At 63.6% G+C, this 22,442-nt stretch carries 23 protein-coding genes; 13 read left to right on the top strand and 10 right to left on the bottom strand.

Annotated elements, in window-relative coordinates; translation table 11 throughout:
- Positions 1–11: 11 nt before the first annotated feature.
- From OQE56_RS16060 to OQE56_RS16075, 4 genes are all read right to left on the bottom strand, one after another.
- Positions 12–542, bottom strand: coding sequence for a hypothetical protein (locus OQE56_RS16060; protein WP_267225659.1), 531 nt, complete (start codon positions 540–542; stop codon positions 12–14).
- Positions 543–703: 161 nt separating this feature from the next.
- Positions 704–997, bottom strand: coding sequence for a hypothetical protein (locus OQE56_RS16065; RefSeq protein WP_267225660.1), 294 nt, complete (start codon positions 995–997; stop codon positions 704–706).
- Between the two features lie 49 nt (positions 998–1,046).
- Positions 1,047–2,078, bottom strand: a complete 1,032-nt coding sequence (locus OQE56_RS16070) for an energy transducer TonB (RefSeq protein ID WP_267225661.1) — start codon at positions 2,076–2,078, stop codon at positions 1,047–1,049.
- A gap of 151 nt (positions 2,079–2,229) precedes the next feature.
- Positions 2,230–3,999 carry a peptide-N4-asparagine amidase gene (locus OQE56_RS16075; protein ID WP_267225662.1) on the bottom strand — a complete coding sequence of 590 codons (1,770 nt, stop codon included), beginning with the start codon at positions 3,997–3,999 and terminating at the stop codon, positions 2,230–2,232.
- A 337-nt stretch (positions 4,000–4,336) separates the two neighbouring features.
- Between OQE56_RS16075 and OQE56_RS16080 the strand changes: the two genes are divergently transcribed.
- Positions 4,337–5,296, top strand: coding sequence for a transporter (locus OQE56_RS16080; protein WP_267225663.1), 960 nt, complete (start codon positions 4,337–4,339; stop codon positions 5,294–5,296).
- Between the two features lie 83 nt (positions 5,297–5,379).
- Here OQE56_RS16080 and aroE read toward each other — a convergent pair whose 3' ends face one another.
- Positions 5,380–6,210, bottom strand: coding sequence for a shikimate dehydrogenase (aroE, locus tag OQE56_RS16085; RefSeq protein ID WP_267225664.1), 831 nt, complete (start codon positions 6,208–6,210; stop codon positions 5,380–5,382).
- Between the two features lie 154 nt (positions 6,211–6,364).
- Between aroE and OQE56_RS16090 the strand changes: the two genes are divergently transcribed.
- Positions 6,365–6,622, top strand: coding sequence for a hypothetical protein (locus OQE56_RS16090; protein ID WP_267225665.1), 258 nt, complete (start codon positions 6,365–6,367; stop codon positions 6,620–6,622).
- A gap of 206 nt (positions 6,623–6,828) precedes the next feature.
- On the opposite strand, the gene OQE56_RS16095 is transcribed toward OQE56_RS16090, so the two are convergent.
- Complete coding sequence (locus OQE56_RS16095; RefSeq protein WP_267225666.1) at positions 6,829–8,313, bottom strand: RimK family protein; 1,485 nt, start codon at positions 8,311–8,313, stop codon at positions 6,829–6,831.
- 218 nt (positions 8,314–8,531) lie between these two features.
- Between OQE56_RS16095 and OQE56_RS16100 the strand changes: the two genes are divergently transcribed.
- Complete coding sequence (locus tag OQE56_RS16100) at positions 8,532–8,996, top strand: GNAT family N-acetyltransferase (protein ID WP_425601639.1); 465 nt, start codon at positions 8,532–8,534, stop codon at positions 8,994–8,996.
- A gap of 39 nt (positions 8,997–9,035) precedes the next feature.
- Here OQE56_RS16100 and OQE56_RS16105 read toward each other — a convergent pair whose 3' ends face one another.
- Positions 9,036–10,133: a LysR family transcriptional regulator gene (locus OQE56_RS16105; protein WP_267225668.1), complete on the bottom strand. Its 1,098-nt coding sequence runs from the start codon at positions 10,131–10,133 to the stop codon at positions 9,036–9,038.
- Between OQE56_RS16105 and OQE56_RS16110 the strand changes: the two genes are divergently transcribed.
- Positions 10,111–10,836 (top strand): SDR family NAD(P)-dependent oxidoreductase, encoded by a 726-nt coding sequence (locus OQE56_RS16110; RefSeq protein WP_267225669.1) that lies wholly within the window; start codon positions 10,111–10,113, stop codon positions 10,834–10,836. The genes OQE56_RS16105 and OQE56_RS16110 overlap by 23 nt on opposite strands.
- Here OQE56_RS16110 and OQE56_RS16115 read toward each other — a convergent pair whose 3' ends face one another.
- The gene (locus OQE56_RS16115; protein ID WP_267225670.1) at positions 10,837–11,508 is read right to left on the bottom strand and encodes a hypothetical protein; all 672 of its coding nucleotides are present in this window, start codon (positions 11,506–11,508) and stop codon (positions 10,837–10,839) included. It abuts the gene before it with no gap.
- A gap of 408 nt (positions 11,509–11,916) precedes the next feature.
- Between OQE56_RS16115 and lptM the strand changes: the two genes are divergently transcribed.
- The 7 genes from lptM (at position 11,917) to OQE56_RS16150 (ending at position 17,544) form a co-directional block, all read left to right on the top strand.
- Complete coding sequence (gene lptM / locus OQE56_RS16120; RefSeq protein ID WP_267225671.1) at positions 11,917–12,270, top strand: LPS translocon maturation chaperone LptM; 354 nt, start codon at positions 11,917–11,919, stop codon at positions 12,268–12,270.
- Complete coding sequence (gene dapF / locus OQE56_RS16125) at positions 12,270–13,112, top strand: diaminopimelate epimerase (protein ID WP_267225672.1); 843 nt, start codon at positions 12,270–12,272, stop codon at positions 13,110–13,112. The genes lptM and dapF overlap by 1 nt, the downstream gene beginning before the upstream one ends.
- A gap of 66 nt (positions 13,113–13,178) precedes the next feature.
- Complete coding sequence (locus OQE56_RS16130; protein WP_267225673.1) at positions 13,179–13,862, top strand: DUF484 family protein; 684 nt, start codon at positions 13,179–13,181, stop codon at positions 13,860–13,862.
- An 11-nt stretch (positions 13,863–13,873) separates the two neighbouring features.
- Positions 13,874–14,764 carry a tyrosine recombinase XerC gene (xerC, locus tag OQE56_RS16135; RefSeq protein ID WP_267225674.1) on the top strand — a complete coding sequence of 297 codons (891 nt, stop codon included), beginning with the start codon at positions 13,874–13,876 and terminating at the stop codon, positions 14,762–14,764.
- Between the two features lie 167 nt (positions 14,765–14,931).
- The gene (hslV, locus tag OQE56_RS16140; protein WP_267225675.1) at positions 14,932–15,465 is read left to right on the top strand and encodes an ATP-dependent protease subunit HslV; all 534 of its coding nucleotides are present in this window, start codon (positions 14,932–14,934) and stop codon (positions 15,463–15,465) included.
- Positions 15,466–15,555: 90 nt separating this feature from the next.
- Positions 15,556–16,893: an ATP-dependent protease ATPase subunit HslU gene (gene hslU / locus OQE56_RS16145; protein ID WP_267225676.1), complete on the top strand. Its 1,338-nt coding sequence runs from the start codon at positions 15,556–15,558 to the stop codon at positions 16,891–16,893.
- A gap of 36 nt (positions 16,894–16,929) precedes the next feature.
- The gene (locus tag OQE56_RS16150) at positions 16,930–17,544 is read left to right on the top strand and encodes a hypothetical protein (RefSeq protein WP_267225677.1); all 615 of its coding nucleotides are present in this window, start codon (positions 16,930–16,932) and stop codon (positions 17,542–17,544) included.
- A gap of 229 nt (positions 17,545–17,773) precedes the next feature.
- Here the strand turns inward: OQE56_RS16150 and OQE56_RS16155 are convergent, their stop codons facing one another.
- Together OQE56_RS16155 and OQE56_RS16160 are read right to left on the bottom strand one after the other, a co-directional pair.
- Positions 17,774–20,050, bottom strand: a complete 2,277-nt coding sequence (locus tag OQE56_RS16155; protein WP_267225678.1) for a S9 family peptidase — start codon at positions 20,048–20,050, stop codon at positions 17,774–17,776.
- Between the two features lie 160 nt (positions 20,051–20,210).
- A complete protein-coding gene (locus OQE56_RS16160; protein ID WP_267225679.1) occupies positions 20,211–20,915 on the bottom strand; it encodes a glutathione binding-like protein in 705 nt (234 codons plus the stop codon).
- Positions 20,916–21,051: 136 nt separating this feature from the next.
- Here OQE56_RS16160 and OQE56_RS16165 point away from each other — a divergent pair, with 136 nt between their 5' ends.
- Entirely contained in the window at positions 21,052–21,498 is a 447-nt protein-coding gene (locus OQE56_RS16165; protein WP_267225680.1) for a hypothetical protein, read from the top strand.
- A 61-nt stretch (positions 21,499–21,559) separates the two neighbouring features.
- Positions 21,560–22,441, top strand: coding sequence for a ribokinase (rbsK, locus tag OQE56_RS16170; protein WP_267225681.1), 882 nt, complete (start codon positions 21,560–21,562; stop codon positions 22,439–22,441).
- Position 22,442: the final 1 nt, after the last annotated feature.

Consider the following 22,442-nt stretch of genomic DNA (forward strand, 5'->3'; position numbering starts at 1 on the left):
CGGTCAAAAGCTCAGTACACGCCACCGCCGGCCGCAGACTGCTGCGCCTGGATAACCGCCGCGCGCGCTTCGTCTTGATGGATCTGGATCTGGCGCTGGGCATCCAGCTTGCCGCCAAGCAGCGAGAGGATGTAGTTGGTTTTGTCGTACTCGCGCAGCAACGACAGCTCGCGCTGGGCTTCGTCCAGATTGTTGTCGTTGATGGAGCGCTCGACATCCGCCGAGGCAGATGGAAACGCCTCGTGCAGCTGGTCCAGGGCCACCTTGTTCTCTGGATCGAGCTGCAACACGCTGAGATAGAACTCGTAGGCATTGCTGCCCGCCGGCGCTACCAGGCGCTTCTCGGTCACCGCGGTTTTGGCGAGGTCCAACATGATCGTGACGCCGCTATCGTCCTTGCCCGACGACGCGCTGGCGGCAGCCGAACTGCCTGTGCCTGAGCCATACAGCCAGTAGGCAGCACCCGCAAGGGCAGCGACCACGATGACGGAAACGGCGACGATCACACCTCGGTGAGGCGCAAGGGAAGCGAAACGAGACATGGCACCGCTGCAATGGTGTAACCGCACGCAGGGCCGGCTGTTCTCAGCCGCCCCGGCGGAACTGTCACAATAGCGTTACATCATGTCAGCGATGTGACTTGCGGGTGGCTTGCCTGATGAATAGACGTCCATTCCCGTAAGAACTCACTGTCGCCAGACCATCAACTGAAGCGGCCACCCACAATACGTCCGTCTTTGTCGAGCTCTGCGTAATAGCGGCTGTTGTTCATGCGGAGCTCGAGCGTCGTGACCGAGCCCGGCAATACCAGTAGCACGTCGGGATACGCGGCATGGAACTGATCGGGCGTGGGATGCGTGGCGATGAAGGCATCGAACGCTTTCATGTCGGTGACGTAGCCATGCACAGGGGCCGGGGCGGCAGCGCGGGTCATGTCCTGGCAACCTCCCAACGCGATGACCATGGCAAGGGCAACAGGGGCGAGCAGTCGGTGCATGGCGTTCCTCCGTGATAAACCGCTACCGATTATGCCTTCGCCGACATGATTAGAGGCGGAACTCGATGCGCTGACGCATGGGCGATGCCACCGGCTTGCCGTCTTGCATGCCCGGCGTGAACTGCCAACGCGTCACGGCGGTAAGTGCCGCGCGATCGAAGACATACCGCGGATCGGCATCAGCGACATTCGCCCCGCTGACCGTGCCATCCGGCAACACGGTGAAGGTCACGTCCACCCAGCCCTGGCGCCGCGTGCGTCTGGCATCCGGCGGATAGGCCGGTTCCACACGGCGAGTGAGGGTCGGGGCCACGGCGCCATTGCTATCGGCCGTCGCGGCGGCTACGGCGCGTGGGCGCACGGCGGCCCTCGGCGCCGCTTCGACCGGCGTCGATTCGACGTGCAGTTGCGCGAGGGCGTGTTCTGCCGGAGTCAAGGCGACCGCCGGTTTTGCAACGACTGGGGCAGGGGCCGGCGCGGGTGTCGGCGGCGTTACCACTGCCGTCGTTGGCGCTACCGGCGCAGGCGCCGAAACCGCAACGGGTGCCCGGTTGGTGGATGGCGACGCCTGTTGCTCGCGCTTTGCATTCTGTTGCGCAACCGCACGCTGATCCTCCAGCTTCGCCTGCAGCAGGGTCAGCGTGTAGTTCTTCGGATCGGCGCGTGTCAGCAGCTCGATCTCGCGCTGCGACTCGGCCTCATCCCCGGCATCGATGGATTGCTCCGCTGCGTGGGCGGCAAACGGAAAGATCTCACGCAAGGCGTCTTGCGCCACCTGATTGCCCGGCTCGCGCTTGAGCACGGCGAGATAGAACTCAAACGCGTTGTTGCCTGACGGCGCCAGCAGACGCCCGTCGGACATCGCCTCGCGTGCGTGTTGCAGCAGCTCGGCGGTGTCGGCGCCCTCACGTATGACCGGGCCGGTAGCGGCAACGACACCGGTCGTGGCTGTTGCGCCCTCGTCGCGGCCGATGATCTTCCAATAGATCACCGCCGCGCCCGCCACCATCAAGGTGGCGACAATCAGCAAGCCATAGCGGGCAACACCCTGGGTACGACGACGCGACGAAACAGGAGACATGGGGACACACACGACAATGGGGACCGGCACACCAGCGCGCCGGCGGGGCGCGCAAGCTTAGAGGAACCATGTTGCGGAGATGTTGCCTGCGGTCACGTCGATCGCGCGCGGCCACATCACGTCGCCGCGCACGAACCGTCACGACTTACCTTTAGCGGCCCGGCAACAGGCTGCTGTCGGGCGAACCATCAGGGTGAGCGAACCAGGACACGCGGTTGTTGCCGTCAGGGCAGCCGCTGCCTGTCGTGTAGCTGGCAAGCGCACCGCTCTGCGTGGTCAACGCGGTGCGATAGCAACCGCCAAGTGTGTCGCGGAACGCGAACTTCTGCGCGCTTTGCTGTCCGCTGTGGCTGCTCAGGTTGCCGCTGGCGTCAAACTGCAGCGTATCGGCGCTATCGACCGTGTTGTCGATGTCGGCTGCATACAACGTCATGCCAAACAGTCGATGGTCGTCATGCTGGCGGTAGCCTTGATGCACGGTAGTGGCCACACTGCTGCTGCCATCATTCGCCACCTGCTGGTTGTAGTCGATGGTGAGCGGATAGCTGACGTGCTGGCGCCGCTCCACCGTAAGCAGCTTGCCCACACGGCTTTCACTCACGCTTTCGGCCCAGCTGCGCTGCCCGGTTTGCTGACGATACGTGCTTGCGTTGATGGTGAAGTCCTGCACGCCCTCGAAACCTGCCGTCTGTCTCACCGAACTGGTCACACGCCCACGCGACGTCATCGCATAGCCCTCGATGACAAAATGCCGCTCAAGTTGGGTGGTGACGTCACCGGAGACATCGCCATTGCTGGCGGCCACCAGCGTGCTGGTGACCGTGGGTGTCGCCGGCTGGCTGGCCAGTGTGTTGCGGATGATCTGGCCGGTGACCTGTTTCGCGTGTGCATCGCGATAGATCAACAAGGTGGCGGTTGCCGAGAAGTACTGGTTCGCACCGGCTACCTGCACGGCGACCTCATGCGGGTTGCCATCACTGAGCTGGCCCGCGAACGGCGTGAGGTCGACGCGGTACGGCATGAAGTTCAGTGTTTGTACGCCGGGCGTAGGGCGCCACAGATAGGGATCGATGCCGCCGGTGTAGATCCACGGATAAACCGGCGCCACGCCTGCTGGCTGTCCGTCGATGCTGATCTCCGCCTCGCGGAAATTGCCGCCACCGCAGTCGTTGGTTTCGGTCGCATACGCGTTGGGCACGCAGGTGTACCAAAACTCATCGTTGCCCTGACTCTGGGTGAATACATCGAGGTACGCCCGCTCCACATTGCGCGGCAGCGTAAGCGTACGGGCCAGTTTGTCGCTCGGCGTGTTCAGTGACGTGGTGCTGCCCACCGGGTCACTGCCCAGGGGATACACCGCATCCGGCGCTTCGGCCGCCCGCGCCCGCGCCGTCGCGGGGTAGAAGAGCAAGCGGGCACTGCCATGGATCACACCGGTGTAAGTGCTGTTCACCAGATTGCCGATAACCGCCTGCCCCAGGCTCGGCAGACGTAGCAATGCCGTGTAATCCGTCAGGTCGCGCTCGACGTGCCAGGCGGGCGATACGGTGCGTGACGGTTCCTGCGTGGTGCCGAAGTACAGGTTCACGCCACCGAGCCATAACGTGGCGGTGCGGTCGTACTGGCGGCCGGCCGTCACCGAGAAGTCCGCCTCCAGAACGACTTTGGCCCATGCGCCGGTGCAAGCCGTCGGCGGTGCGTAGCTATAGGGACGCGATTGGAAGTCATCGAAGGCCAGGTTATTGAACAACGTCACCACGCAGGGTTGGCCGGGAGGTCGTGGCACACCAGGGTCGGCCGTCACGACATTCATGGAGCCGATGACCGGATCAGCATGGACTTGCGCCGCAAACCCAGCCGTCAACGCGATCAGCAACGCGCCTGTCGTGAGGCGATAGCGAACGAACCCTTCAGGCACCATGGCAACTTTCTCCCCGCAATGAGCCCCCCGCGCCGCGCACGCTAACACGGCGGCGTTTGGTATGGACGTCCAAATGCCCCGGGCCGGCTGTATCGACCTGTTTTGTGATGGGCAGTGTGAAGAGACCGTCACGCGCGCTTAAGAACCTTATGCACGACGGATTGACGATCACTGTGTCTTAATGGCCGTCCGGGATGGGAGCACCGCCCGCAAGAAAGGTGGATTGGCCGCGCAGTATGCACGCTGCCTTTTCTGCGGTCCGAACGCTGGTTGTCTTTCCGGCGTTGCGTAGAAGTACATAGGTGGAATCAAACTTTTTCCTGTCGAGGGCATCGCCATGTGCGCATGGTGGATGGCTGCAGCCACGGCGTCGCTGGCCGTTATGGCGTGGTCAGGGTCAACGCTTGCTGCCGAGGACGGCGGCGGGCCTTCGTCAATGGGACCGCCGGTGTCGTCTTATGCGGGCCTGGCGTCATCCAGTCAGGGGCTCTCCTGGCAAAGCCGCATGGCCTACGCCGCCGGACCCTCCGCGCAAGCAGCACAGATGGCCGATGCCAACTTCACCGCTGGCGCGCTCAACAGCGTCTCCATGTTCCCCACCGTCAGCAGCTTTCATGCGTGGGGGCCCTCGCTGGGCCGCTGGAGTTTCGGTTCGCAGATGACCGTCCCTGAGGGTGTGCCATCGACGCCTGCGAGCGTTGAGGCGGCGTCGTGGACCGCCCATCAGCAAGTGGGCGACATCGGTAGCGGCAACGTCGCCTTTGCGCCCGTGGTTGCCAGCTATCACATCAACCAGACCGACCGTCTTGCCTTCTCCATGGGCGTCTCGGCGCCAACCATGAGTTTTCAGCATGGCCGCTATGTCTACGCCGGCGCCAATGTCTGGAGCGTTACGCCCAAGGTCGCTTACACCAAGGTGCTTTCGTCGCCTGATGTCGAGTCCTCGACCATCGTGGCCGTGGGCACGTTCTCCAGAAAGTCCGTTGAGGATTATCAGAACGGCGCAGTAGGGCGGATTGAAGCCGTCGTGATGGAGCGGAACCCCAACGGGTGGGGATTTGGCGGCGTAGCAGCGGCGATCCAGCAACTGTATACGAACCCCAACACCATGGCCGGACGATCACCGAACTACAGCAACATGGGCGGTCTCGCCATGGGCGTGGGCCCGCAGGTGAGCTGGAGCACCCATTGGATGGGTAGCAACGTCGAGCTGCAGTACCGATGGATCTACGAATTCACCGCGCCCAATGGGCACGCTGATCAACCCATGCTGTTGTCGGCCACGCTGCATCTGTGAGTGGCTTGCGTCCACCGGCGCTTCTGACGAGAGACGGCCTTCAACGCACTCATCGTTGAAGGCCGCACCGACGCGTCAGGCACTCAGCTGTATTGCTTGCGCAACTCGATATAGACCGGCTCGGTGTCGGGGCGCTTGCCGTGCCAGAGTTCGAAGGCATCAGCCGCCGTTTCCACCAGCATGCCAAGACCGTCGAAGGCGTAGCGGGCGCCTGCCGTACGTGCCCATGCGAGAAAGCTCAGTGCCGCCTTGCCGTACGAGAGGTCGTAGCACAGCGCACGGTTGCCAACGATGGCGAAAGGCAGATCCAGCGACTTGCCGAGCACGCCTGCCGAAGTGGCGTTGAGAATGAGGTCGAACGCGCCGAGGTCAGCCAGATCTTCCCAGTAGCGCGTGTGTGCGCGAGCCGGGTCACCGATGGCATCGGCCAGCGCATCGGCGGTTTCCGGCGTGCGATTGACGATGGTCAGTGTTTCCACGCCAGCATCGAGCAACGCCCAGGCCGCGCCGTGTGCTGCGCCGCCCGCGCCGAGCAGCAACGCCGTGTGGCCGCGCAGATCCACGCTATGACGTTCGGTGATATCCCGCACCATGCCGTCGCCGTCGGTGTTGTGCGCGGCGATACGGCCACCGGGCAAGGCCGTGAGCACATTGGCGCTGCCGGAACGACGCGCGGTGGCGCTGACCTCATCCGCCAGCGCGAAAGCGCTGGCCTTGTGCGGCAGCGTGACGTTGGCGCCGCGGCCACCGGCCGCAAAGAATTCGCGCACGGCCGAGACGAAGTCCGACGGTGCGGCGTCGATGGTGCGGTACTCCAGCTCCAGCCCGAACTGACGGGCAAAGGCCTGATGGATCTGCGGCGACAGCGAATGGCTGATGGGGTGGCCAAACACCGCGAAGTTTCCTGCACTCATGCGCGCTCCTGTGGTTTTCGATGTCGCAATGGGCGGGTTCCGGTACCGCCGCTTCGGCCATTTTAGCCTTCGGAGACCAGCCGCGGCGCGCCATCGCAGGTTTTGAGATCGGGCCGCGGCACGCTGTGCCCATCGACATCAACGGACCTGCCCGATGCGCACCAACGCCCGTATCACCCATCACGAACGTCTGCTCGGCGCTGCGTTGTTGTGGCTGCTGGGGGGCGCTGTGTCGCTGTTGACCACGCTGGTGCCCGCCCATACGGACGCCCTCGGCTGGACACCGGCGTTCTGGCTGGTGGGCGCACCGCTGGTGGTGCTGTTGGCGCTTGAACCGGCGCTGCCGCGCCAGCTGTTCGGCCTGTGGGTACGCCCCCGCCGCCGCAGCGCTTCGCAACTGATCTGGAACTGACGAATTCACTTGGCAGTGGATGCCGCGACAGGCATGTCGCGGCGTGGGGCTCCGCGATGGCCTGGGATGGCTGGGCACCTCGCTGGAGCGGCGCGATGGACCGCGCCCGCGTGACGGCAGTTCAGGGACGGACTGCCGGAATCACCCCACTTGCCACACCAACGAATAGATAGATGGTGGTCGCGCACAGGGTGCGCTCCCACATGTCAGTCGGCCGCACCAGAGCGCTTGCGCTCCATGCGCCGCAGGAACTCCTGCATGATCCGGAGATATAGCGCGTCACCGAGGTGCTGGTCTTCCACGCCATGATCGATGGAGGGGTTGTCGTTCACCTCGATCATCACCGGCTTATCGCCAACGCGCTTGATATCCACACCATAGAGGCCATCGCCCACGGCCTGCGTGGCCTTGAGCGCCAGCTTCACCACGTCGGCCGGCGCCTTCTCGATGGGCAGCGTTTCCGAATCACCGGTTTTCGACGCGCCTTTCGCGCCGTGGTTGTAGATCTGCCAGTGGCCGCGCGACATGAAGTATTTGCAGGCATACAGCGGCTCGTTGTTGAGCACACCGATGCGCCAGTCGAACTCAGTGAAGACGAATTCCTGCGCCAGCAACAGCGCACTGTGCTGAAACAGTTCCGTGGTGGCCTTGGCGAGCGCCGCTTCGTCTTCCACTTTCACCACGCCACGCGAGAACGAACCGTCGGGAATCTTCAGCACCAGCGGATAGCCAAGCTTTTCCGATAGCTCCCGCAACCCCTTCGCATCGTCGCGATAGAGGATCTCGGTGCGCGGCACCGCCAGCTTGCGCGACACCATCAGGTCGTTGAGGAAGATTTTGTTCGTGCAGCGCAGGATCGAGGTAGGGTCATCCATCACCACCATGCCTTCCTTCTCTGCGCGATGCGCGAAGCGGTAGGTGTGGTTGTCGCTGGCCGTGGTTTCGCGGATGAACAGGCCGTCGTACTCGGCCAGACGCTGGTAATCGTTCTTGCCAATGGGATCGACTTCGATGCCCAGTTCCTTGCCCGCCGCAATGAACAGCTTCTGCGCCTTTTTGTTCGATGGCGGCATGGCCTCGTTCGGATCGACCAGCATGGCGATGTCGTAGCGGAACTGCTTGCGCGCCTTGGGTTTGCGCCACAGCTTTTTGCTGAAGCGATCCAGCTCTTCGGCAAAGGCGTCTTCCTGCGCATCGTCGAGCGTGTGCAACCCGACCGGCTTGATGGCGCTGATCTGCCACACGCGGTCGCGCTCGAACTCGATGCGCAGCAGCGGGCAGGGAAACATTTCAAAGACCTGGCGCGCAAGATCCTGCAACGCCGGGTGGGCCGTCTGCCCAAAGTAGACAAGAATGCCGAAGTCGGTGGTGTCGCGGCCGCCGGCAGGCAGAAAGTGCGTGAGCTTGGCGCTGAGGTCTTCGATCTCCAGACCGTACAGCGAGCGGCGACGCAGGTCGTTCACCGTGCGCACCGACGGCATCACGCGATGTCCGCGCGCTTCGCCCAGCAGCGACACGTAATAGCCGGCGCCCAGGTATTTGTAGCTGCGGCACAGGTTGATGACGTGCGTGCGCTCGTCGTCGACGCCGACAGGTTCGCGCAGGTAATCCATCGCGGTGACCACGTCTGCGGACGGGTAGTAGACACTCCAGTCGGAGGCCTTCTCGACAACAAGGACGAGCCGGGTCATGACACCTCTGTTTAATGGAACCGAGGAGTGTCGTCACGCGGGGGAACGGGGCGGCACAGCGCAAGGGGCGGAGTTTGGCACATGAAGCGCGAGGCACAAGCACCGGCACTGAAGGTGGGTTAAACGCGCCAAAAGTCATCGTTGTCCCCGAGGGGTACGGGGACTAAAGTGCGCCGCTTGTTTCACTGCGCGCCATCGGACTGCCACTGATGACCCCCATGCCCGCGACCGCCGCTGTACGCGTGCGCCGAGCCGAACTTTCCGATCTCGACGACCTGGTTGCGCTTGAAGAGAGCAGCTTCGCCACCGACCGCCTGAGCCGGGCGCAGTACCGCCGCCATCTGGACAGCGAAACTGCACAGGTGCTGGTGGCCAGCGCCAATCACCGGCGCTTTCTCGGCACCGCTGTGGTGTTTTTCCGCAAAGGCGCGCAGGTGGCTCGACTGTATTCGATCGCCACCCGGGCCGAAGCACGCGGCAAGGGCGTGGGCTCAGCCCTGTTGGAAGCGGCTGAGCAGGCCAGTCGCCGGCGCCGCTGCAAGGCGCTGCGCCTGGAAGTACGCGCCGGCAACGACGAGGCCATCCGGTTGTACGAGCGGCTGGGCTATCAGCGCATCGGCGAATACAAGCGCTACTACGGCGACGGCGCCGATGCTTGGCGCTATGAGAAGACCCTGGACTGAGACGTTGAGGCACCGGCCAGGACAAGGTGCCGACGAAGGCTAAGCCCTCATAAGGTCGACGAGTGCCCTGAGACCTGCCGACTGGTGCTTTCGGCTGGGGAAGTAGAGGAAGAGGCTCTCGCCGGGGCTACGCCAGTCGTCCAGGCAGTACTGCAATCGGCCGTCGGCCACATAGGGAGCGGCGCGATCCTCCCATACGTAGGCGAGCCCAATCCCTCGCGCTGCCGCGTCCACCATCAACTCCTGGCTATCCACGGTCAGAGGTCCGTCGACCTCCACTTGAACGGCCTCGCCTTTCTTGGCGAACTCCCAGTGGAGAAGAGCGCCGCTAGGGAAGGCATAGCGAATGCAGTCATGCCCGCGCAGATCCTGTGGCGTGATGGGAGCAGGCTTCTTCTCGAAATAGCGGGGGGATCCCACCACGCAGAAGCGGAATGCCGGTTTGATCCGGACCGCGATCATGTCCTGGGAAAGACGCTCACCAAAGCGAATGCCGGCGTCGAAGCCGCCTTCCACGATGTCTACCAGCGAATCGGTGGCTACAACGTCGAGTTTCAGGCCCGGGTTGTTGGCAAGCAGCGCTGGCATGACGTTGCCAAGTACATAAGGGGCGAGCGAGTTGGGAACATTCAATCGAATGGTTCCGAAAGGCGTTGCGCGAAAGGCGTTCAACGCATCAACCGCCGCGCGCATGTCGATAAGCGCAGGCTCAACGCGAGCGAACAGCCGTTCGCCGGCTTCCGTCAGCGACACGCTGCGCGTGGTGCGATGAAACAGGCGCACCCCGACTCTCGATTCGAGGTTCCGGATGGCATGACTGATCGCCGAGGCCGACGTACCCCGCTCGGTAGCGGCGTGACGAAAGCTCCGGTGTCTGGCGACCGCAGCGAATACCGCAAGCTCGCTCAGCTCGGCGTTTTCCATTGATGAATTCCAATCATCACTGAATTCGATATTGCCTACTTTATCGCAACAGTATCCCTGAGCAGAATGCCGCCCAACGACGAGGCCGGGCTGAAGCTCCTGCCCGCCGATCTGTGACAACTCATTGATTATGGAGATTAATGTGAACGCACATAGCTCAAACAGGACGCTTACCGGGAAGGTCGCTCTGGTGACCGGGGCCAGCTCGGGCATCGGCCGCGCCGCAGCCGTCGAGCTCGCGCGCCGCGGCGCCAGGGTCGTCGTCAGCGCCCGGCGCAAAACGGACATTGAAACCCTGGCCGACGAGATCCGGCGCGAGGGCAACGACGCCACTGCCGTGACCGCCGACATCAACGTCGAGCAGGACGTCATTAACCTGGTGGCCCAGACGATCAACACTTATGGACGCATCGACGTCGCCTTCAACAACGCGGGCACCGAGGGTGAGTTCACACCGTTCGTCGATCAGTCCAATGATGTTTACGACACCATCTTCAACGCCAACGTCCGCGGTGTGTTCTGGTCGATGAAGCATGAGGCCAAGGCCATGCTGGCCCAGGGCAGCGGCGTCATTATCAACAACGCATCGATGGGCGGCGTCATCGGCTTTGCCAACGCGGCGCTCTATATCGCCAGCAAGCATGCCGTGCTTGGTCTGACCAAGACCGCATCGATCGAGCTCTTCAAACAAGGTATTCGGGTCAATGCCGTCAACCCCGGCATCATCGACACGCCGTTTCAGGATCGTGTCTGGCCGAGCACGGAAGCCAAGAACGCCTTCGCCGCATCGACCGTGCCGGGCCGCGCTGGCTCCGCTGAGGAAGTGGCCAACGTGGTGGCTTTTCTTGCGTCGGACGATGCGTCATTCGTCTCGGGCCACGGCCTTCTCGTTGACGGTGGCTACTCGATCGCCTGATCAGAACGGCTGCGCAATCTTCTGTTGCGTAGCCTCATCCGGCCGCGCCACCAGCGCGCCGGTGCGCATCAGGCTCACGCTGTAATGCCCCTGGTCAACCAGGGGCAAATACACGCCGCTGCCAAACAACACATCCACGTCGGGAACCCAGCGCGGGTATTGCTTGTGCAGGTCGAGCAGATCGAACTGGCCGGCTTCGCGAAAATCGATCACCGTGCGCAAGGCGTGCGCTTCGTCGGCCGGATCATCGTAACGGCCAGACAAGCGGTCGAGGCGATACAACGGCGGCAGCAGCGGCGTCTTCCACTTCAACACCACCGCCTCCACGCGCCAGGCATCGCCCGCCAGCGACACCTCGCGCGTGGCGCCATCGGGCCAGTGCAGCGTGAGCGCCCAGCGCTGCGGCGAAAGAATGCGCGCGTCGAGCTCCACCACCGGTGTTTCTTCGGTGAGCATCCGGTACCCGCGCAGGGCGACGCCTGCACCCGCCAGTACCAGGGTGAGGGCGAACGCCAGCAGCAACAGCGGCGCGCGCAACGCGGCCGCCAGCCGCCGCCCGTCATGCAGGCGCTGGCGCAGTGCCACCAGTTGAACCAGGGTAAACATCATGGCGATCGCTGCCAGGATCAGCAGGATCGTCGAGGGCAGGCGCAACAGCGCAGTCCAGTCCATCTTTGGTCGTTCTTACTTCCGTACCGCACGGCTGCGGCGTCAGCCGCATGATAACGGCTGATGGCAGGGGTCAAGCACTAGGGCCTGTTCACACGATCCGTGTAGCCCGCGTTGCCTGTCCGTGGCCGTCAGGTGGTAGTGCGTGGCGCAGGGCCTGGCTGGTTGCCAGGTCAAGCCGCGCGCTGCCGCATGGCGGCCACGCACAGGCAACCCGTAGGGCCGGGTCTTTTTGCCCACCATCCTGCGTCATCGCTCGGGCGTGAATCGACATACACTTCCTCGCTCTTCCTTGTCTGGCGGGCAAAAAGCTCCCGGCGCGGGCCACACGGATCGTGTGAACAGGCCCTCGCTCGCCACGTTTTTGAGGCTTCCCTATACTGGCCCCGTTCCTGCCGGAAACCCTACGCCATGCGCCGATCTCTTCTACTGCTTCCGCTGTGCTCTGTTCTCGCCCTGCTCGCCGGTTGCGGCAACAAGGGACCGCTCTACATGGCCAAAGCCACGCCCACACCCGCGGCCGCACCGGTTCAATCGGCAGCTGCCACCGCGCCGGCGGCTGTGCACGGGTTCGTGACGGACATGAAGGCGTTTGATGCCTTTATCGCCACGCATCCGACGCCGGATCAGTTCCGTGCCACCTATCCGGACGTGTTGCTGGTGCTGCCTGGCACCGTCGCCACGCGTGAGTTCCGCAGCAATAACAGCCGCTATTTCGCCGAACTGGATGCCAACAGCCGCATCACCGGCGGCAAGTTCATGTGATGAAGCTCGCCTTCACCAAAATGCATGGCATCGGCAACGACTTTGTGATGGTCGATTGCCGCCATCGCCCGTTCCCGCTCAACGAGGCGCAGATCCGCGATATCGCGGACCGCCACACCGGCGTCGGTTTTGATCAGCTGATCAGCATCGAGCCGCCGCGCGATGCCTCGTGCGCGTTTTATTACGGCATCTGGAATGCCGACGGCTCGCCGTCGGGGCAGTGCGGCAATGGCGTGCGCTGCGTGGCGGCCTGGCTGCATCGCGCCGGTGAACTGGCCATCGGGGACACGGTTCGGTTGGAAAGCCCTTCCGGTCCGGTGACGGTACGCCTTTCGGGCCCGCTCGAGGTCACGGTGGATATGGGCGTGCCGGTGTTTGAGCCCTCGCGCATTCCGTTGCGCGCCGATGCAGAGGCCGACCGCTACGCCATCGAGGTGGGCGGCGAGACGCTGGAGATCGGGTCCGTATCAATGGGCAACCCGCATGCTGTAGTGCTGGTTCCCGACGTGCAGGCGCCCTCGCTGTACCGGCTCGGCCCCCTGTTGACCACGCACGAGCGCCTCCCGGAAGGGGCCAATACCGGCTTCGTGCAGAAGATCGGCCGCGGCCAGTTGCGGTTGCGCGTGCACGAGCGCGGCAGCGGCTGGACACTGGCCTGCGGTACCGGCGCCTGCGCCGCGATGGCGGTGCTGCACCGTTGGGGTGAGGTGGATGACCGCGTGCAGGTCACTTTGCCGGGCGGCACGCTGACCATCGACTGGGCCGGGCCAGGCCATACCCTGTGGATGACCGGACCGGCAGCTTTCGCGTTTGAAGGTGAATGGCTGGGGTCAGCGCATTGAAACCCGGCACCCGGGCATCGCACACTCGGCCCCGCGACGCATCGACTCTGCTGAGGTAAGCCACGCATGTCCGACCCCGCACTCGCCGATACCCTCCATGCCAGCGACGTGGCGGCGTACTTGCGCCGTCATCCGGAATTTCTCAGCGATTATCCCGACCTTGCCGCGCAGCTCACGCTGCCGCGCGAACAGGGTCCAGTCGCTTCGCTGGCTGTCTATCAGTTGCAAAGCCTGCGCGAGAAGAACGCCGATCTGGAGCGCCAGCTCGCCGGCCTGATCGCCATCGCCGCCGAGAACGAGCGGCTGATGCAGCGTGTGCACGAGCTCAACCTCGCCGTACTGCGGGCGACCACGCCTGCCGTGGCAGCCCGCAGCGTGGTGGCCCGCCTTTCCGAAGATTTCCAGACCGATCAGGTGCGCTTGATGCTGTTCGGCCCCATCGGCCTGCCGCCCGCCGACTGGCTGGTGCATGTGCCGGGCGGCCGCACGGCAGTGCCGGAGTTCGCGGAGTTTCTTGCCCATCACGAGCCGGTGTCCGGGCGCCTGTCAGCGGAGCGGTTGTACCGGCTGTTCGGCGACCACGCGCCCGAGATCCGCTCAACGGCCGTCATGCCGCTGGGCGAATTCGGCATTCTTGCCATCGGCAGCGGCGACCCGGATCACTTCCAGCCTGGCATGGGTACGGTGTTCCTCAAGATGATCTCCGCCACCGTGACCGCCGCGCTGCGCCGTTCGCAAGAAGGCATGTAAGCGCGCACGCCATGTCGTCTTCCCTGCAGTCACAGGTTGACGCCTGGCTCACGCGCCTTACCAGCGAACGCCAGGCTTCCGCGCACACGGTGGAGGGTTATCGCCGTGACCTGGCCAAGCTGTTGCGTTGGATGGAAGCGCAGGGCATCGCCAGCTTTGACGCTCTCGAACCCAATCGTATGCGCAGTTTCGTGGCCGCCGAACATCGCGGCGGCCTGTCGCCCAAGAGTCTGCAGCGGTTGCTCTCCTCATGCCGCAGCCTGTTCCGCCAGCTGACTCGCGAGGGTTTGCTCGCCCACGATCCGCTGGCTGGCGTGCGCGGCCCCAAGGTGCATCGCAAGCTGCCGCAAGTGCTCGATGTCGACGAAGCCACCTCGCTGGTGGAAGCGCAGGGCGAGGGTGCGCTGAATCTGCGCGATCGCGCGATGATGGAACTGTTCTATTCCTCCGGCCTGCGTTTATCGGAACTCACCGGCCTGCGCTGGATAGACCTCGATCTGCATGCCGGTGAAGTGCGCGTGCTGGGTAAGGGCAGCAAGACACGTATCGTGCCGGTGGGCCGCCATGCGATCACTGCGTTGCGCGCGCTGGGCGAAGCCGAAGGCATGGTTCCCGAACAACCCGTGTTCAAAGGACGCGGCGGCGCTCCGATCAACCCCCGCACTGTGCAGATGCGCATGAAGACGCTGGCGTTGCAGCAAGGTCTGCCCAAGCGCGTGCATCCGCATTTGCTGCGCCACACCTTCGCCAGCCACATGCTGGAATCGTCCGGCGATTTGCGTGCGGTGCAGGAGCTGCTGGGGCACGCCGATATCGCTACCACGCAGATCTACACGCATCTGGACTTCCAGCATCTGGCGCGGGTGTACGACGCCGCGCATCCGCGGGCGAAGCGCAAATGACCAGGTGAGGAGTGAGTGAAGAGGCGTGAGAAGTGAGAGTGACGGGGTCCGCCAGCGGGCACGCCTGTCACTTCTCACGCCTCTCCACTCGCTCCTGGCTCCTTGGTTTCCGCGCCCCCGGGCCCCACCTCTGGCGAATTCACTCTTTACGCTTTACGGAGTCCCCCATGGAATCCTTTCACGCCACCACCATCGTCTCGGTGCGCCGCAACGGGCGCGTCGTGATCGGCGGGGACGGCCAGGTCACCCTTGGCAACACGGTGATGAAGGCTAACGCCCGCAAGATTCGCCGCCTGGGCAAGGGCGACGTGCTGGCAGGTTTCGCCGGCGCTACCGCCGACGCTTTCACCCTGTTTGAGCTGTTCGAGCAAAAGCTGGACAAGCACGGCGGCAACCTCACCCGCTCTGCCGTGGAGCTGGCCAAGGAATGGCGCACCGACCGTCGCCTGGGCCGCCTGGAAGCCATGCTCGCCGTGGCCGACAAGGAGGCCTCGCTGCTGATCTCGGGTAACGGCGACGTACTGGAGCCCGAGCACGGCCTGATCGCCATTGGCTCGGGTGGCCCCTACGCACAGTCCGCGGCGCTGGCATTGATGGAGAACACCGATCTGGATCCGCGCGCCATTGTCGAGCGTGCGCTGAAGATTGCCGGCGACATCTGCATCTACACCAACCACAACACCACCATCGAGGAGCTGTAAGCGCGAGGCGCGACGGCTGCTTGAATCCGTCATCCCGGCCGGTCGAACCCGCCGGAGCGACGGTCAGAAAACTACTTTCCCGGTGACCCCATGTCCGAACTGACACCCCGCGAAATCGTCAACGAACTCGACCGCTACATCATTGGCCAGCACGACGCCAAGCGCGCCGTGGCCATTGCGCTGCGCAACCGCTGGCGCCGCATGCAGCTCGAGCCGACCATGCGCGACGAAGTCACGCCCAAGAACATCCTGATGATCGGCCCCACCGGCGTGGGCAAGACCGAAATTGCCCGCCGCCTCGCCACGCTGGCCAACGCGCCGTTCGTGAAGGTGGAAGCCACCAAGTTCACCGAGGTGGGCTATGTCGGCAAGGACGTCGAATCCATCGTGCGCGACCTGGCGGATGTGGCTTACAAGCTCACCCGCGAGCAAGCCATGAAGCGCGTGCGCACGCAAGCCGAAGATCGCGCCGAGGACCGCATCCTCGACGCGCTGCTGCCGCGCCGCCAGACACCCTCAGACTGGACCCACGACGCAGCCCCGAGCGCCGAGCAGAGCGACACGCGGCAAAAGCTGCGCAAGCAGCTGCGCGAAGGCGCGCTGGACGATCGCGAGATCGAACTCGATTTCGCCATGAACGTCGGCGTGGAAATCATGTCGCCGCCGGGCATGGAGGAGATGGGCCAGCAGCTGCGCCAGATGTTCCAGAACATCGGCGGCGCCAAGACGCAGCAGCGCAAGCTCGCCATCAAGGCAGCCCGCCCGATGCTGATCGAGGAAGAAGCCGCCAAGCTACTCAATGAGGAAGAAGTGCGCGCCCAGGCCATGCAGGCCGCCGAGCAGAACGGCATCGTCTTCATCGACGAAATCGACAAGGTCGCCCAGCGCTCCGAATTTGGTGGCGCGGGCGTGAGCCGCGAAGGCGTGCAGCGCGATCTGTTGCCGCTGGTGGAAGGTTCGACGGTGTCGACCAAGTACGGTCCGATCAAGACCGACCACATGCTGTTCATCGCCTCCGGTGCGTTCTCTCTGGCCAAGCCGTCGGACCTGATTCCCGAGTTGCAGGGTCGCCTGCCGATCCGCGTGGAGTTGTCGGCGCTGTCCGTCGACGACTTCAAACGCATCCTTCGTGAGCCACATAACGCCTTGACCAAGCAGTACGTCGCGTTGCTCGGTACGGAGGGCGTCACCGTCAACTTCACCGAAACGGGCGTCGACCGCCTGGCCGAGGTGGCGTTCCAGGTAAACGAGCGGACCGAGAACATCGGCGCCCGCCGGCTGCACACGGTCATGGAGCGCCTGCTGGAGAAGATCTCCTACGAAGCTGCTGACAAATCCGGCGAAAATTACCTGATTGACGCCGAATATGTCGATAAAAACCTCGGAACGCTGGTCAAGGACGAGGATTTGAGCCGTTACATCCTGTAAACAAGGGGTCAGCCCCGGGCTGTTAAAATTGCACCCATGGGAAATGTGATTGAACTGAAGACCACCGGCCAGCGGGCCCAGCTGCGCGAAGCGCAGCAACAGCACCAGCTGATCCGGTTGTGGCGCGGCGAACTCGAACACGGCAGCTTCTGCGGTTACGTGGGCGGTGTGGGCCGTGAATTCTTTTTGCTGTGGGTGGTTGGTGACGGCATCACTTATGACGGCATGTATGTGATGCGTCACCGCGACGTCTCCGAACTGGAGGCGCCGGACAAACACGCGCCCTTCATGGAGAAGGCGCTCACCCTGAAGCACCTGATGCCACGAACCCCGCGGGGCTTCCCGCTGGACGACATCCGCAGCGTGATCCAGGCGGCTGCCGCGCAGGCACCGGTGATCGGCGTGCATGTGGACAGCGAAGACGAGGCAGAGGTCTGTTACATCGGCCGCCTGATCAGCGTCGAGGAAGACGGCTTCAACATGCAGGAGATTTCGCCGGACGCAGAGTGGCTGCGCGAAGCATCGTTCTTCGCGTGGGATGAAGTCTCCACCGTCAGCATCGAGGACGGCTACGCCACATCGCTGTTGGCCGTGGCCGGCACGCCGCCGCCGCTGGAGCAGGGCGATTCGGGCGTGGGGCACGCGCACTGAGCTTGCTGTTGAGTTGAACGAAAAGGCCGCCCTCAGGGCGGCCTTTTTTTGGCACAGAACATGGGATCGCGACGAGTTTCCCTGACCGTCATTCCGGCACAGGCCGGAATCCAGTTTCGGCACGGCCAGGTTTTCGCGATGAAGCCAGAAACCCTGTCGATTATCGCGATAACCCGCCACTGACGCTGCTGGATTCCGGCCTGCGCCGGAATGACGGGCGAAAAGCGGGTTACCGCACCGTGGCCGCAGCCGCTGGCTGCGCTACGGGAGCCTTCGGTGCCACCGGCACCATCGCCCCCTTCACCTGCTGCTGAAAGAAATTCTCGATCAGGTGATACACGTGGCTGCGTTGCCCCGGCAGGTTCAAACCATGCTTGGCACCGGGGTAGGCCATGAACTGGAACTGCGTGCCGCGCTTCTGCAACTCGGCCATCAGCTCGGTCGAGTTGAGGAACAGTACGTTGTCATCGGCCATGCCGTGCACCAGATACAGCTTGCTGGTGAGTCCATCGAGCCAGGCCAACGGCGAACTGCGGGTGTAGCCGGCGTCGTTGTCCTGTGGCCGGCCGAGGTAGCGCTCGGTATAGAACGTGTCGTACAGGCGCCAGTTGGTGACCGGTGCCACCGCCACGCCACCAGCCAGTTCATTCGACGCCTTGGAAAGCATCATGGTGGTCATGTAGCCGCCGTAGCTCCAGCCGAACACCCCGATGTGCTTGCCATCGACCCAGGGTTGCGACTTCAGCCAGTGGATGCCGACGAGCTGGTCGTCCACCTCGGCCGCGCCGAGCTGCTGGTAGATGGGATTCTCGAACTGGCGACCGCGCCGTGCCATGCCACGGTTGTCCAGGGTGAACACCACGAAGCCCTGATTGGCCATGTACTGGTTGAAGTAGTCGCCCCAGGCATTGGTCACCAGCTGCGCATGCGGGCCGCCGTAGTACATGTCGAACACCGGGTACTTCTTGTTCGGATCGAAGCCAGCGGGCTTGTAGAGACGGTAGTACAGCGTCTGTCCGTCGGCGGCCTTGAGCGTGCCGAATTCGGGCTTGATCAGGCTGTCGCGATACGGCCAATACGGATGCTTCTCGTCGAGTTTGTTCGGCTCGATCCACGTGACGAGACTACCGTCAGGCTTGTGCAGGCTGACCTGCGGCGGCGTATCCGCACTGGAGAAGTTATCCAGGTAGAAGCTGCCATCCGGTGCGAACGTCGCCGTGTGCGTGCCTGCGCCCTGGCTGATGCGCACGGGTGCCTTGGCGTTGCTGCCATCGAGTCTGAGGCCATAGACCTGCCGCTCCGGCACCGCGTCCTTGTTGGAGCTGACATAGACCGTGCCCGTGTGTTCGTTCACCGCCAGCAGGCCGTCGATGGGCCAGTCACCTTCGCTCACCGCGTGCTTGAGCTTGCCGTCGAGGCTGTATAGATACAGGTGGTGATAGCCGCTGCGCTCGCTGCCCCACAGAAAGCTCTTGCCGTCTTTGAGGAAGGTGAGGTCGTCGTTGAGGTTGATCCACGTGTCGCTGGTTTCGGTCAGCAGCGTGCGCTGCGCCAGCGTCCTGGCATCCACCAGGCGCAAGTCGAGGTGCTGCTGATTGCGCGGCATGCGCTGGTAGGTCACGTGCTTGCCGTCGGGCAGCCAGTTCACACGCGTGAGATAGATGTCCGGGTCCTTGCCCAGGTCGATCCAGCGTGGCTGGCCTCCCGTGGGCGATACCAGCCCTAACTTCACCGCCACGTTGGGCGTACCGGCGGCGGGGTAGCGCTGATCGATCACATCGGTGTGATCGGCGTACAACTCGGTACGCTTGGTCACCGGCACCTTGGCTTCGTCGTAACGCTCGAAGGCAATCGCCGAATCGTCCGGCGCCCACCAATAGCCGGTGCTGCGATCCATTTCCTCCTGCGCGACGAATTCCGCCTCGCCGTTGTGCACGGTGCCACCGCCGTCATGCGTGAGCTGCCTGGCTTCGCCGTTGGCGAGATCGATCACCCACAGATTCTGCTCGCGCACATAGGACACATAGCGGCCCTTGGGCGAGATCTTTGGATCGATCACGCCATCGCCCGCCTCCAGCTGTTTAGGCGCCGCGTTGGGCGTCGCCAGCATGTAGACATAGAGCTTGCCGTTGATCGGGAACAGCAACTGCTTGCCATCGGGCGACCACTGGTAGCTCACAATGCCGTGCAAGCCTGCCGTGCGTTCGCGCTCGCGCCGCGCCTTCTCCGCGTCGGACAACTGCTCGCCATTGGGCTCCAGCTTTTTGGAATCCACCAGCAGGCGCGTCTTGTTGTCCTTGAGCTGGTACTCCCACAAATCCAGCTGGAACTGGTCATCGGGCCGCGCTCGCAAGAACGTGACGCGGCTGCCGTCCGGCGAGATCTGCAAGCCACGCGGCGCGGCGCCAGCCAGACTACCGCCGTCGAAGATGCGTTCAATCGTGAGTTTTTCAGCCATGGTCGGCAGGGCCACCATCGTCAGGGCGGCAAAAAAAAGGGCGCGCATGGGTACTTCCTTGGGCGACGCGACGTGCTACGTAAGAACAAGCGGCGATTAGAACGCTTTGCGCCCGCGGAAACCAGCGGTTTTTCTTCGAGGAGCGAGTGAAGAGAAGTGAGAGAAAGGCCGGCTGCCAGCTCCTCTCCCACTTCTCACTTCGTCCCCCTCACTTCTGGCCGATCGCCCCCTGCCCAAACAGGACTTTCCGCGCTTCCTCATCGGTGGTCAGGTCGAACTTCCCCTTGATCTCATCACCCAGTGCATAGGCCCGTTTGGTGGCCGGGCGCTCGCGAATCGCTTCAAACCAGGCCTTCAGATGGGGAAAATCCTCCAGCGCCATGCCCTGGTTCTCGTAGGGCACGATCCACGGATACGCCGCCATATCGGCAATGGTGTAGTCCTTGCCGGCGATAAAGGCGCGGCCTTCAAGACGTTTATTCAGTACGCCGTAGAGGCGCCGCGTCTCATTGACGTAGCGGTCGATGGCGTAGGGGATCTTCTCCGGTGCGTAGCGGTTGAAGTGGTGGTTCTGGCCAAGCATCGGCCCCAGGCCGCCCACCTGCCAGTAAACCCATTCCAGCACCTTGTACTTGCCGCGGACTTCGGCGGGCATGAAGCGGCCGGTCTTCTCGGCCAGGTACTGCAAGATGGCGCCGGATTCGAACACGCTGATGGGCGCGCCCCCATCCGCCGGCGCGGTATCCACGATCGCCGGCATCCGGTTATTGGGCGAGATGGCCAGGAATTGAGGCTGAAACTGCTCACCTTTGCCGATGTTCACCGGCTTGATGGTGTAGGGCAGTCCGGCTTCTTCCAGGAACAAGGTGATCTTGTGGCAATTCGGGGTGGGCCAGTAGTACAGCTCGAGCATGGGGATTCCTCGGGGGCGGCGATGGTCTGATGTTCGGGCCGGCCACCGGGGATTCAAGCGGATGCGGCGCCATGGCCGTCAACCACGATTCCACGCTCGCGTTCCCCCTCAGGCAGACCCAACGGAGAAAACGCTCATGGCACGCCTTTCATGTTTCGCCGTGTTCACGCTTGGCCTGGCGCTGGCTGGCAGCGCCCTCGCCCAATCGCAGACAACCCCCGCCACCAACGCCGGCGACGCCAGCACTCCGCCTCAGCACATGCATGCGCCCAATCCGCAGCAGCAATTGCAGCACATGGCCAAGCAGCTTCAGCTGACGGCTGACCAGCAGGCGAAGATTGGCCCGATCCTTCAGCAACGCGCCCAGCAGATGGAGGCATTGCGCGCTGACAACAGCCTCGCGCCTGCTGACCGCAAGGCCAAGGCGATGTCATTGATGCAGAACACCGCCCAGCAGGTCGACGCCGTACTCACGCCGGCCCAACGCGACCAATGGAAGGCGATGCGTGAGCGGGCCATGGAACGCGCACAAGAGAAGCGCGGGCAGAAGGTGCCTTCGGCGCAGGGCAGTAGCGGCGGCTAACCAATCTTCGCTGCATTTCGTATCCTGCTCCATCCCTGCATAAAGAAGTGATGGAGCACGCATGGCCCGCGTCGTCGTCGTTGGCAGCATCAACATGGACCTGGTGACGCTGGCGCCGCGCTTTGCATTGCCGGGCGAAACCATTCTCGGTGACCGCTTCCTCACCGTGCACGGCGGCAAGGGCGCCAATCAGGCCGTAGCGGCGGCCCGCCTTGGCGCGGACGTGGCGCTGATCGGTGCCGTGGGCGACGACGTCTTCGGCACCCAGCTGCACGACGGCCTCACGCATGAAGGCGTGTCGACGGAACACGTCGCGCGCATCGCCAACGGCAGTAGCGGCACCGCATCGATCACGGTGGCCGAAGGCGAGAATCACATCATCGTCGTGCCAGGTGCCAATGCGCAGGTGATGCCTGCGCAGATCGAACGTGCGCAATCTACCCTGGCCAGTGCCGATGCCATCCTCGTGCAGATGGAGATTCCACTCGAATCCGTGGAAGCCACGCTTCGAATTGGGCAACGGCTTGGCAAACCGGTCATCCTCAATCCCGCGCCGGCGCAGAAGCTTCCCATGGAATGGCTGAAGCTGGCGCGTTATCTCACGCCGAACCAGCACGAGCTGGCGATACTGCTTGGTGCCGACGCCTCCGAAGATTTTCACGCGCTGATGCAGCGCGCGCCTGCACCCGTTGTGCTCACACGCGGTGGCGAAGGCGCGTGGTACCGCGAGAGCGGCGAACCGGTGCATCAGCCTGGCTTCGAGGTCAAAGTGGTCGATACCACCGGCGCGGGCGATACCTTTAACGCAGCGCTGGCCGTGTTTCTGCACGAGGGTCTGCCGACCGCTGTGCGCAAAGCGTGCGCTGCAGCTGCGTTGTCAGTCACGCGGCTGGGTGCACAAGGCGGCATGCCGACGCGTACCGAACTCGACGCGTTTCTCTGAA

The organism is Dyella silvae (assembly GCF_026421305.1).
Taxonomy (GTDB): Bacteria; Pseudomonadota; Gammaproteobacteria; order Xanthomonadales; family Rhodanobacteraceae; genus Dyella; species Dyella silvae.

Excerpts from the sequence above, each read along its gene's own strand:
- OQE56_RS16060 (WP_267225659.1), bottom strand. The coding sequence starts at position 542 with ATGTCTCGTTTCGCTTCCCTTGCGCCTCACCGAGGTGTGATCGTCGCC.
- OQE56_RS16065 (WP_267225660.1), bottom strand. The coding sequence starts at position 997 with ATGCACCGACTGCTCGCCCCTGTTGCCCTTGCCATGGTCATCGCGTTG.
- OQE56_RS16070 (WP_267225661.1), bottom strand. The coding sequence starts at position 2,078 with ATGTCTCCTGTTTCGTCGCGTCGTCGTACCCAGGGTGTTGCCCGCTAT.
- OQE56_RS16075 (WP_267225662.1), bottom strand. The coding sequence starts at position 3,999 with ATGGTGCCTGAAGGGTTCGTTCGCTATCGCCTCACGACAGGCGCGTTG.
- OQE56_RS16080 (WP_267225663.1), top strand. The coding sequence starts at position 4,337 with ATGTGCGCATGGTGGATGGCTGCAGCCACGGCGTCGCTGGCCGTTATG.
- aroE (WP_267225664.1), bottom strand. The coding sequence starts at position 6,210 with ATGAGTGCAGGAAACTTCGCGGTGTTTGGCCACCCCATCAGCCATTCG.
- OQE56_RS16090 (WP_267225665.1), top strand. The coding sequence starts at position 6,365 with ATGCGCACCAACGCCCGTATCACCCATCACGAACGTCTGCTCGGCGCT.
- OQE56_RS16095 (WP_267225666.1), bottom strand. The coding sequence starts at position 8,313 with ATGACCCGGCTCGTCCTTGTTGTCGAGAAGGCCTCCGACTGGAGTGTC.
- OQE56_RS16100 (WP_425601639.1), top strand. The coding sequence starts at position 8,532 with ATGCCCGCGACCGCCGCTGTACGCGTGCGCCGAGCCGAACTTTCCGAT.
- OQE56_RS16105 (WP_267225668.1), bottom strand. The coding sequence starts at position 10,133 with ATGCCCGAGCTGGCCCCGGTCACCAGAGCGACCTTCCCGGTAAGCGTC.
- OQE56_RS16115 (WP_267225670.1), bottom strand. The coding sequence starts at position 11,508 with ATGGACTGGACTGCGCTGTTGCGCCTGCCCTCGACGATCCTGCTGATC.
- lptM (WP_267225671.1), top strand. The coding sequence starts at position 11,917 with ATGCGCCGATCTCTTCTACTGCTTCCGCTGTGCTCTGTTCTCGCCCTG.
- dapF (WP_267225672.1), top strand. The coding sequence starts at position 12,270 with ATGAAGCTCGCCTTCACCAAAATGCATGGCATCGGCAACGACTTTGTG.
- OQE56_RS16130 (WP_267225673.1), top strand. The coding sequence starts at position 13,179 with ATGTCCGACCCCGCACTCGCCGATACCCTCCATGCCAGCGACGTGGCG.
- xerC (WP_267225674.1), top strand. The coding sequence starts at position 13,874 with ATGTCGTCTTCCCTGCAGTCACAGGTTGACGCCTGGCTCACGCGCCTT.
- hslV (WP_267225675.1), top strand. The coding sequence starts at position 14,932 with ATGGAATCCTTTCACGCCACCACCATCGTCTCGGTGCGCCGCAACGGG.
- hslU (WP_267225676.1), top strand. The coding sequence starts at position 15,556 with ATGTCCGAACTGACACCCCGCGAAATCGTCAACGAACTCGACCGCTAC.
- OQE56_RS16150 (WP_267225677.1), top strand. The coding sequence starts at position 16,930 with ATGGGAAATGTGATTGAACTGAAGACCACCGGCCAGCGGGCCCAGCTG.
- OQE56_RS16155 (WP_267225678.1), bottom strand. The coding sequence starts at position 20,050 with ATGCGCGCCCTTTTTTTTGCCGCCCTGACGATGGTGGCCCTGCCGACC.
- OQE56_RS16160 (WP_267225679.1), bottom strand. The coding sequence starts at position 20,915 with ATGCTCGAGCTGTACTACTGGCCCACCCCGAATTGCCACAAGATCACC.
- OQE56_RS16165 (WP_267225680.1), top strand. The coding sequence starts at position 21,052 with ATGGCACGCCTTTCATGTTTCGCCGTGTTCACGCTTGGCCTGGCGCTG.
- rbsK (WP_267225681.1), top strand. The coding sequence starts at position 21,560 with ATGGCCCGCGTCGTCGTCGTTGGCAGCATCAACATGGACCTGGTGACG.